The organism is Arthrobacter sp. 10T425 (assembly GCF_056393985.1).
Map to the genome: position 1 here is coordinate 1 of NZ_JBFTGZ010000136.1, position 365 is coordinate 365.

Genomic DNA, 365 nt, shown 5'->3' on the forward strand with positions numbered 1-365 from the left:
GGCTGGCGAGAGCCATGTCGGCGACGGCATCACGCTGTTCCTCGACCAACCGCCGTTGCCCGGCGATGCGCGCTACGCCGCGTTCGACGACTTCCGCAACCGTCTGGTGCACGCGCTGATTGCCGAGATGCGCCAGCGCCACCGCCACTACACGCTGAACCTGATGGTCCAGGCGGCGGACCTCGTGCCTGCGCTGCGCCACGGCGACGAGCCGGCCACTGCTACGGCGCCCAAGCCGTCCAATCCGCCCACGCCCGCCGCACGGGGCAGGGCGCCTCCGCCGCCGGCGCCGCCGGCTGACCCTCCCTCTGCTACCTGGACCTTCGACGGGCTGCTCGACTATCTGGTGCGCGCCGAGGATCCGC

1 pseudogene is annotated in these 365 nt (G+C 72.3%); it reads left to right on the forward strand.

Annotated features, from left to right (window positions below):
• Nucleotides 1-365, forward strand: a pseudogene (locus tag AC1DDH_RS20880) (hypothetical protein); the annotation flags it as partial.